The sequence below is a fragment of the Pseudomonas sp. genome (genome assembly GCF_035277045.1).
Taxonomy (GTDB): domain Bacteria; phylum Pseudomonadota; class Gammaproteobacteria; order Pseudomonadales; family Pseudomonadaceae; genus Aquipseudomonas.
In genome coordinates this window covers 1-8,629 of record NZ_DATELE010000057.1, presented here as the reverse complement: position 1 = coordinate 8,629, position 8,629 = coordinate 1, and the positions used below count along the sequence as shown (strand labels likewise).

Sequence of the window (8,629 nt, the reverse complement as noted above, 5' to 3'; positions counted from 1 at the left end):
CGGTAGGCAGGTACTCGTTTTGCAAATCGACCACGACCAGACCGCGTTTCATGATGCTCTCCAACTGAGGTTGATAACCGAGATGGCTGGCAGGCAGCCTGACTCGTTGATTCCAGCGAAAGATACAGGGCGAGTACATTTGTACTCCTTCGCTGTATGGGATGAATCAACCAAAGGTAGCCGGATCAGGGCCGAGTCGCTTGCTGATGTTGAGCGCGGTGATCGCGGAATGTCCGATGCTTCCAGGCGAGGATCAGGTACTCAACTCGAGAAGGGAGAATAAAAATCAGCTATTTGCATATTACGATATGCATAAATTGAATTTTACCTAAGTCCCAAAAGCCTCTAGGGTACCTCCTTATACCGTTCGGTTATCAAAAACTGAGCCCCACCCTTGAACACCCGCACGCTACCCGGCCACGTGGTGCCTGCCCTTCTCGCACATGGAGTCGCCATGCCCATCTCCCCCCTCAACCGCCGTCAACTGCTCGCGATGGCAGGGACTGCAACCGCCGCCGCGTTCGCGAGCCGTTTCGCGTTTGCCGATGCCAGTCATGCAGGCCACGCAGGCCACGCTGCTCAACCGGTTGGCAGCGGCCTGGACCTGGAGGGAACTCGCTGGGTACTCCCCGAGCCACGCAAGATCAAGCTCGCGACCAACCTCAACGCCGTGTGCCTGGCGCCGGTAGCTGTGGCGGACAGCCAGGGCATCTTCAAGCGCCACAACCTGGACGTGGAATTCGTGAACTTCGGCAACTCCACCGAGGTGCTGCTGGAATCCATGGCCACCGGCAAGGCGGATGCCGCCACGGGCATGGCGCTGCGCTGGCTCAAAGCGCTTGAGCAGGGATTCGACGTCAAGCTTACCGCCGGCACCCATGGCGGCTGCCTGCGCCTGCTTACGCTGGAGGACGGCCCCAAGAGCTTCGAGGCCCTGAAGGGCACCACTATCGGTGTCACCGACATGGCGGCGGCGGACAAGAACTTCTTTTCCTTGATGCTCAAGCGACATGGCGTCGACCCCATCCGCGATGTGACCTGGCGCGTGTATCCCATCGACCTGCTCAGCGTTGCGCTGCAAAAAGGCGAGATCCAGGCCGCCAGCGGCTCGGATCCGCTCATGTACCGGGTCAAGCAACAACCGGGCTTTGCCGAGCTTGCCACCAACATGATCGAGGAATACGCCAACATGAGTTGCTGCGTGGTGGGCGTCAGCGGCAAGCTGGCGCGCAACGATACGCCCGTCGCGGCAGCCATCACCCATTCGATCCTGCAGGCCCACGCCTGGGCTTCACGCAACCCTGATGCCGTGGCCGAGGAGTTCCTCAAGTTCGCGATCAACACCTCGAAGGAGGAAGTGCACGCCATCCTCACCGAGCACACCCATGGTTACTACTCCGTGGGCAACACCTTCGTGAAGGAAATCGCGGTGTACGCTCGCGACCTCAAGAATATCGAGGTACTGCGTCCACGTACCGACCCGCTCGAGTTCGCGGAGGGTGTCCATGCCGACGTATTCGCTTGACCAAACCGGGGTGAAGGAAGGCTCGGCCGCTACGGTATGGCGCGGCGGCCTGCTCGCCGCGCTGGCCTGGATTGCCTTCGCATTGTTCACCGCGTTCTATCCGGACGGCGGCAAGCCATGGCCCTTCACGCATGAACTGGCGCTGGCCAGTGCCAGCGGCGGAGCAGTACTGGCGCTGCTTGCACTGCTGCCTGGGCTGTTCGGCCGCCTGGTCCAGCGGATAAGGCCGGCAGGCGCGTGGCTGACCGCCTTGCCTCTGCTGTTTGGCCTCTGGTTGCTGGTCACCGCCAAGGAGGTGCTGCTGCCCGTGCCGTTCTTCGCGCCGCCCCAGGCCCTGATCGAAGTGTTCGTCGATGACTGGGCGCGCCTTGGCGAAAGCCTGCTGCACTCCCTGTGGCTGCTGCTCAATGGTGTCGCCATCGGCGGCATCGCCGGCTTCATCGCCGGCGTGGCCATCGGCTGGTCGCACCGTATCGGCTACTGGGTGCATCCGGTGCTGCGCATTCTCGGACCGGTGCCCTCCACGGCGCTGCTGCCCCTGTGTTTCTTCTTCTTTCCTTCGAGCTGGAGCGCCAGCGTGTTCCTGATCGCCCTGGCGACCTGGTTCCCCGTCACGGTCCTGACCTGGTCCGGGGTGGCCAGCGTCGACAAGGCCTATTACGAAGTGGCCCGCACCCTTGGCGCAAGTGAGCGTTTCCTGGTCTGGCGGGTGGCCATTCCCGCGGCCTTGCCCCACGTGTTCGTCGGCCTGTTCATGGGCCTTGGCGCTTCGTTCTCGGTGCTGGTGGTAGCCGAAATGATGGGCGTCAAAGCGGGTCTCGGCTGGTACCTGCAATGGGCCCAGGGCTGGGCGGCCTACGCCAACATGTATGCGGCGCTGCTGGTGATGGCGCTGTTGTGTTCAGGGTTGATCACACTGTTGTTCATCGTCCGCGACCGTGTGTTGTCGTGGCAGAAGGGAGACGTCAAATGGTGAATGCCGCACACGCCGCCGCGCCGCAGGAAGCCGGCATGACACTGGATATCAAAGGCCTGAGCCATGCGTTCGCCCTGGGCGATAACCGATTGCCGGTGCTGGACAGAGTCGACCTGAAACTGGCTGCCGGCGAAAGCGTCGGCCTGCTCGGGCCATCCGGGTGCGGCAAGTCCACCCTGCTGCGCCTGGTCGCCGGCCTGGAAGCGCTGCAGAGCGGCGGCCTGCTGGCTGACGGCACAGCGATCGAAGGGCCGCACCATTCGCGGGTCTTGGTGTTCCAGGACCCCACGCTCTATCCGTGGCGTAACGTGTGGGACAACGTCGCCCTTGGCCTGCAGGCCCGCGGGCAGCTCAAGGAGCACCGCCATCGGGTTGACGAGACCTTGCGCAAGGTTGGGCTTCTGGAGTTTCGCGATGCCTACCCACGTCAGCTCTCCGGCGGCATGGCACAGCGCGCGGCCCTGGCGCGGGCACTGATCAACGAGCCGCGGTTGCTGTTGCTCGACGAACCCCTGGGAAAGCTCGACTCGCTAACCCGTATCGCCATGCAGAGCGAGCTGATTCGTCTATGGCAACAGCAGGAATATAGTTCCCTGCTCGTCACCCACGATGTCGAAGAAGCCTTGCTGCTCTGCGACCGCGTACTGGTGTTTTCCGCGCGTCCGGCGCGGGTGCTGGCCGAGCTCAAGGTCGAACGCCCCTACCCGCGCCGCCGGGACGACCCTCGCTTGCTGGAGCTTCGTCATCACGCGCTCGAATTGCTGGGACAGGGGCGAGACTGGTAAGGGTGGCACCCAGCCCGCGCCACTGATGCGGGCGCCGTGCCCCCTGCCGCGTCGCCTCAACAGGTGGCGCGCACTGTCAGCGGGCCGCCCTCGCCCGCCAGGCCGACCATCGCCTCCTCCACAGCCTCCACCAACGGATTCCCGCCCGCCCCAGGCAACCGCCAGGCCGCGATCGCCATCCCCAGCGGCGCCGCTTGGCCCACAGGCGCCACCTGCGCCCCGCTCTCCAGATACGGCTGCACCAGGCTCCTGCGGCCCATCAGCACGCCAGCTCCCAGCAGGGCTTGCTGCACCGCGATCGAGTACAACGAAAACCCGGGACCACGGGCCACGAACGGCTGATCCGGCATGACCCGGCCAGACCACACCTCCCAGTCCTTCCACACCACATCCTTGATGCAATGGGCATCGATCAGGTCTTCGGGCGCCGCAATCCGGGCCGCCAGCGCAGGCGTGCAGACCGGCAGCACGGCTTCATCGGCGATCTTGCGCTGCCCGCGCCCCAGCTCTTCCACATAGAACAGGCACAAGTCGAACGGGCTGCGCTTGAGGTTGGGTGGCTCGTCGACCGCGGTGATCGAGATCTCGACAGGCGCCAGCATCTCGGTGAGCCGCGGCAGGCGCGGCCCGAGCCACAACTGCGCGAGCGCGGGCGAGGTAACGATATGCACCCGCTGCGGGGCAGCCAGCCGCCGCAGGGTACGGGCGGCCTCCTCCACCGCATCGAACGCCTGGGTGAACTGCGCCTTCACGCTCTGGCCCAGGGTGGTCAGCCTGACGCCCCTGGCGTGGCGCTCGAACAACGCCGCGCCGTATTGCGCCTCGAGGGTCTTTACCAGTGCCGCCACCGCGCCGGGTGTCACTCGCAATTCATGCGCGGCTTGCGCGAAGCCGCCAAGGCGCGCCGATGCCTCGAACGCGCGCAGCGCATTGAGCTGCAAGGTGTGCCGGGTAGGTGAGTCGAGGTACATGGGATGAGCCCTAATCATTCTAGGCCTAATATTCCAGAAATCTGCGTTGTGGCCAACTGTCGTGCGGCTTAATTTGAGCAGGCGCCATACGCTGATGGCTGGCCAGAGAGATCAAGGATTTCCACATGCACTTTCAAGATGGGAAGCAGGCATTCATGCAGGGTGTCCACGGCGTGCTCCCATTGACCACGGGCGTTGTGCCGTTCGGGTTGATCACGGGCGTGACCGCCATCGAGATGGGCATGTCGCCACTCGATGCACTGGGCATGACCCTGCTGTTCTACTCGGGTTCGGCGCAGATGGTGGTCCTGCAACTGATGCAGAACGGTGCGTTGCCCCTGACGATGGTGGTCACGGCGCTGGTCATCAACCTGCGCTTTCTCATGTACAGCGCATCGCTCGCGCCCAGCCTGAGCAGCCTGCCCCGACGCCGCACGTGGCCCATGTCCTACCTGCTGTCTGACCAGACGTTCGCCCTGTGCAGCCTGAGATTCGCGGCCGGCGAGCTGGGACGCTTCGCGTTTCCCTACTACGCGGGCACCGCGATCACGATGTGGTGCGGCTGGAACCTGTCGGTGCTGGCAGGGGTTTACCTGGGCACGGGTATTCCCGAGAGCTGGTCACTGGGTTTTGCCATCCCGCTGTCGTTCCTGGCACTGCTGGTTCCCAACCTCCGCAGCCCGGCAACCCTCGGCGCTGCGACGGCCGGAGGGACGCTCGCGGTGGTGGCCGTCGACTTGCCATACAACCTTGGCTTGATGGTTGCCTCGCTCGGTGGGGTACTGGCGGGGCTGATCATCGAGCACCTGCGAACGGCTCCCCACGTTCAGCCCGCCGATGACGCCAACCAGGAGGCCTCATGAGCGAGTCGTCGCAATGGATCACCTTCTTGCTGATCGGCCTGGGCACCTTCGCGCTGCGCCTGTCGTTCATCGAATTCTACGGCGCGCTGCGCATCCCGCCGCTGTTGCGTCGCGCCTTGGCCTATGTGCCCGCTAGCGTGCTGGCTGCGCTGGTGGTGCCAGCGGTGATGATCCAGGACAAGCATGCCGGCGTCGACTGGACCAATCCGCAGATTCCGGCCGCGATCCTTGCGGGCCTGGTGGCGTGGCGCACGCGTAGCACCTTGCTGACACTGGCGGTTGGCATGGGGACGCTGTGGGTGTTGAGAAGCTGGGGATTGTAGTCCGGTGCCTTGTAGGCGCCATGGCTACCGCGCTACCGCTGGGCAAGCATGAAGGTGTCATATTCCAGGTCCTCCAGTGTTCTCGACAACTTCACCAGCCCCAGCATCACGCACGCCAGCAGCGAGAACGTGAACCCATAGCCGAAGAAGCTCGGCCCGAGCTGCAGGCTGAGCCAGGTGAAAACCACATTGAGCACCACGAACAACCCACACAGCTCCAGCACGATGACGCGTTTGTCCAGGTAGAAAAACACGTTGAGAATGGCCATGAACACCACCTGGATGCTCACCCCGATCAGGTCGATGTAGAACAATGGCAGGTAATAGCTGGAGATGCCCAGCCAGCCCAGCAACCGCGGCGCGAATAGGAACAACAGCACCACGGTGAGCCCTTGCACCTTGCAGATTTCCAGCAGCCCCTGGCGGATCGCCAGGGTCATTTCCGCCTTGAGCTGGGTGATGTGCTGCAGGGGCTCGCCTTCGCGCACCGCGCGGTACAACCGGTCGTACCACTCGGCAAAGTCCGTCTCGATCCGCACCAGGAACACGGCCATGCCAGGGATGATCGCCAGGTAGGCAAGGAAGATGGGCAGGTCATACAGCACCGATGCGCGCAACGGGCCGATCACCTGGCTGGAGGTCAGCGGGTTGAACCAGAAGATGAACTTGTCGACCCAGATGCCCAGGTTGTAGCCAAGGCCCGTGAACAGCAGGCTGATAAACACCTTGCGCCGGTCCAGGAAGTCGAACGCCACCATCTTCTCGGCGCGGTACTCACGCAGGATCTCGAACAGGAACATGAACAGCAGCGCGCTGTGCCCGAGCAGCAACGCCAGCAGCAGCCCTTCCATCTGCAGGGCATGCAGGACGAAGGCGCTGCCGACCATCACCGAATACCCCAGCACCATCACCAGCAGGATGCGGTTGTACGCCTTCATGCCGGACAGGAAGATCAGCACCAGCCACAGGTTGCACAGCACCACGAAGTTGGCCAGCACCAGCAGGCGGTAGATCAGCGGCTGGTCGAACAGCGTAGCCAGCAAGACGATGCCCATCGTCCCCGCGCCCAGGGTGACCACCAGCAGGATGCCCACGAGGTTGGGCAGGACGTCGTCGTGCCGGCCTTCGAACAGGCGGTCCGACACAAAGCGGGTGAAGAACAGCTGCAGGCCCCCGGTGAGGATCAGCGAGCTGGCCATCAGGTAGGTCACGGTGATGAAGAACTGGCGGATGAGCATCTCGGGCATGACCAGGGCCAGGCTGATCACCCCCACCAGCATCACGCTGAGAATCGACAGCACCCAGGGGCCGGAGCTGATCAGGCCGGCGTACACGTAGGCATGCAAGGTCGCGGTGTAGGAGTCGCGGGAAAGAATCTTGCGCAGCTCGAAACCGATGCCGGCCATTCACGCAGCCTCCATGGCATTGTGGTAGAGCCGGCGGTAGCGTTCGATCATCAGGTCTTCGGTGTAGTAGCGATGAACACGGGCCAGGCCCACCGCCTGCGCCGCCTGCCAGCGGTCGGGATCGCGCAGCAGGTCGACGATCGCCTGGGCAGTGGCCTGCGGATCGGCGATCGCCACCACCTCACCGGCACGCCCGAGGTCGCGGTCGGCGGTGTCGCCGCCTTCGATCATTTCGCGGCACGAGCCGACATCGCTGCTAACCACGGGTGTACCGGCGGCCCAGGCTTCGAGGATAACCAGTGGCTGCGCCTCGCTGATCGAGGTCAGCACCATCAAACCCATGTGCGGCAGGACATCCTGGATACGCTGGAAGCCCTTGAACTGCACCCGGTCTTCCAGCCCCAGGCTGGCGACCAGGCTGCGGCACTCGGCCACGTAGTCCGGGTCTTCTTCCTCCGGCCCCACGATCCAGCCCTGCACATGGGGCATGGCCGTGACCACGCCGCGCATGGCCCGCAGGAAGGTCTTGACGTCCTTGATCGGCACCACCCGCCCGATCAGCCCGACCACCGGGGGGATGCCCGCCGCGCGACTGTCCAGGGCCTGGCGCCACTGGTCCAGGTTGATGCCGTTGGGAATCACCTCGGTGCGCTCGGCGGGGGCGCCTTCCTTGATCTGGCGCTGACGGTTGTCGTCGTAGAGGGCGATGATGCGGTTGGCACTGTCGTAGACCAGGTAGCCGATGCGCTCGAAGAAGCGTACCCACAACTGGCGGATGTAGCCGGTGCCACGGTCCAGGCTGTCGTTGAGCGGATGCTGGCTGGTTTCCTCGATCCAGCTGGCCTGGGCCAGGTCGATCTTGCGCTCCTTGGTGTAGATGCCATGCTCGCTCAGCAGGAAGCTGCACTTCCAGCGCTGCTTGAGCAGGCCGCCGAGCAAGCCGGCGTAGCCGGTGGAAATCGAATGCAGCATGCGCGCCCGCGGCAGCCGGCGCGCCACGTCCGCGAGAAGCAGCAAGGGCGACTGGGCGGTGCGCAGGGTCCAGAAATAGTTGATGAACGACGGGTCGGCGCAGTACTGGCGATAGCTCTCGGTCAAGGCCGTCCAGCTGGCACGGCTGTAGAGCACATCGTCCAGGCGGATACGCCCGCTGGCCAAGGCGTCGAGCACCCGCTCGCCCGCCTCCGGCGTCGGATTGTCGGGGTGATGAAGGTAGCGGAAGAACGCGCTCAGCTCCTCCAGCGACGCAGTGTGTCGCGCATGCCGTAGCTTGGGCTGGTGCCAGGCGTCCGCGAGAAAGACTTCCTCGATATGCACGACGTTGGCCGGGATCTCGTAGCGGCGTTGCTCGTAGGCTTCACGCTGACCGCCAATGAACAGCACCGAAAACGTCACCTCGGGCAAGCCGAGGATCATCTGGTGAATCCAGCTGGAGACCCCGCCACGCACGTAGGGCCAGGTGCCTTCCAGCAGCAGGCAGACGTCGGCGACAGGGGTTTGGTTTTCGGTAGGCATCATGTCCAGCTCCTGAGTAGCAAGGCGAAGGGAGGTCGTTGTCGCATGTCGCTGGGCAACTGGCGCAACAGCGGCGCAATGTCCTGATAACGGCGTTCTTCGAAGGCGATCTCGGCACGAAACGGCAGCAGCGCGTGGGCCGCCAGCCCATGCTGCTCTGCCGCGAGCAGGTGATTCCGGGCGGCATGCGCATCGCCTCTGTGCAGCGCGATGCGCCCGGCAAGCAGCAACAGCTCGCCCCGCTCGCCCGCCTGCAAGCCTCGCT

The 8,629-nt window shown here is 64.1% G+C and carries 9 protein-coding genes; 6 read left to right on the top strand and 3 right to left on the bottom strand.

All coding sequences use genetic code 11. From position 1 onward, the window contains the following. The first annotated feature begins 454 nt into the window (after positions 1-454). From VJS90_RS02725 to VJS90_RS02715, 3 genes are read left to right on the top strand one after another with little or no spacing between them, the layout of a single operon-like run. Positions 455-1,525 (top strand): ABC transporter substrate-binding protein, encoded by a 1,071-nt coding sequence (locus tag VJS90_RS02725; protein WP_324118856.1) that lies wholly within the window; start codon positions 455-457, stop codon positions 1,523-1,525. Next, positions 1,506-2,501, top strand: a complete 996-nt coding sequence (locus tag VJS90_RS02720) for an ABC transporter permease (protein WP_324118855.1) — start codon at positions 1,506-1,508, stop codon at positions 2,499-2,501. Before VJS90_RS02725 ends, VJS90_RS02720 begins: the two co-directional genes overlap by 20 nt. After that, positions 2,495-3,286 carry an ABC transporter ATP-binding protein gene (locus tag VJS90_RS02715; RefSeq protein ID WP_324118853.1) on the top strand — a complete coding sequence of 264 codons (792 nt, stop codon included), beginning with the start codon at positions 2,495-2,497 and terminating at the stop codon, positions 3,284-3,286. Before VJS90_RS02720 ends, VJS90_RS02715 begins: the two co-directional genes overlap by 7 nt. A gap of 56 nt (positions 3,287-3,342) precedes the next feature. On the opposite strand, the gene VJS90_RS02710 is transcribed toward VJS90_RS02715, so the two are convergent. After that, on the bottom strand, positions 3,343-4,257 hold the full coding sequence (locus tag VJS90_RS02710; protein ID WP_324118851.1) for a LysR family transcriptional regulator: 915 nt from the start codon (positions 4,255-4,257) through the stop codon (positions 3,343-3,345). A 125-nt stretch (positions 4,258-4,382) separates the two neighbouring features. Between VJS90_RS02710 and VJS90_RS02705 the strand changes: the two genes are divergently transcribed. Both VJS90_RS02705 and VJS90_RS02700 read left to right on the top strand, forming a co-directional pair. After that, positions 4,383-5,120 (top strand): AzlC family ABC transporter permease, encoded by a 738-nt coding sequence (locus VJS90_RS02705; protein WP_324118849.1) that lies wholly within the window; start codon positions 4,383-4,385, stop codon positions 5,118-5,120. After that, positions 5,117-5,443 (top strand): AzlD domain-containing protein, encoded by a 327-nt coding sequence (locus tag VJS90_RS02700; RefSeq protein ID WP_324118848.1) that lies wholly within the window; start codon positions 5,117-5,119, stop codon positions 5,441-5,443. The genes VJS90_RS02705 and VJS90_RS02700 overlap by 4 nt, the downstream gene beginning before the upstream one ends. A 32-nt stretch (positions 5,444-5,475) precedes the next feature. On the opposite strand, the gene pelG is transcribed toward VJS90_RS02700, so the two are convergent. Both pelG and pelF read right to left on the bottom strand, forming a co-directional pair. After that, on the bottom strand, positions 5,476-6,849 hold the full coding sequence (pelG, locus tag VJS90_RS02695) for an exopolysaccharide Pel transporter PelG (RefSeq protein WP_324118846.1): 1,374 nt from the start codon (positions 6,847-6,849) through the stop codon (positions 5,476-5,478). Further along, positions 6,850-8,364 carry a GT4 family glycosyltransferase PelF gene (gene pelF, locus VJS90_RS02690; protein ID WP_324118858.1) on the bottom strand — a complete coding sequence of 505 codons (1,515 nt, stop codon included), beginning with the start codon at positions 8,362-8,364 and terminating at the stop codon, positions 6,850-6,852. A gap of 38 nt (positions 8,365-8,402) precedes the next feature. On the opposite strand from pelF, the gene VJS90_RS02685 reads away from it, so the two are divergent. Further along, positions 8,403-8,629, top strand: a 227-nt coding sequence (locus VJS90_RS02685; protein ID WP_324118844.1) for a hypothetical protein, incomplete at its 3' end; no start/stop codon positions are given.

Excerpts from the sequence above, each read along its gene's own strand:
- VJS90_RS02725 (WP_324118856.1), top strand. The coding sequence starts at position 455 with ATGCCCATCTCCCCCCTCAACCGCCGTCAACTGCTCGCGATGGCAGGG.
- VJS90_RS02720 (WP_324118855.1), top strand. The coding sequence starts at position 1,506 with ATGCCGACGTATTCGCTTGACCAAACCGGGGTGAAGGAAGGCTCGGCC.
- VJS90_RS02715 (WP_324118853.1), top strand. The coding sequence starts at position 2,495 with ATGGTGAATGCCGCACACGCCGCCGCGCCGCAGGAAGCCGGCATGACA.
- VJS90_RS02710 (WP_324118851.1), bottom strand. The coding sequence starts at position 4,257 with ATGTACCTCGACTCACCTACCCGGCACACCTTGCAGCTCAATGCGCTG.
- VJS90_RS02705 (WP_324118849.1), top strand. The coding sequence starts at position 4,383 with ATGCACTTTCAAGATGGGAAGCAGGCATTCATGCAGGGTGTCCACGGC.
- VJS90_RS02700 (WP_324118848.1), top strand. The coding sequence starts at position 5,117 with ATGAGCGAGTCGTCGCAATGGATCACCTTCTTGCTGATCGGCCTGGGC.
- pelG (WP_324118846.1), bottom strand. The coding sequence starts at position 6,849 with ATGGCCGGCATCGGTTTCGAGCTGCGCAAGATTCTTTCCCGCGACTCC.
- pelF (WP_324118858.1), bottom strand. The coding sequence starts at position 8,364 with ATGCCTACCGAAAACCAAACCCCTGTCGCCGACGTCTGCCTGCTGCTG.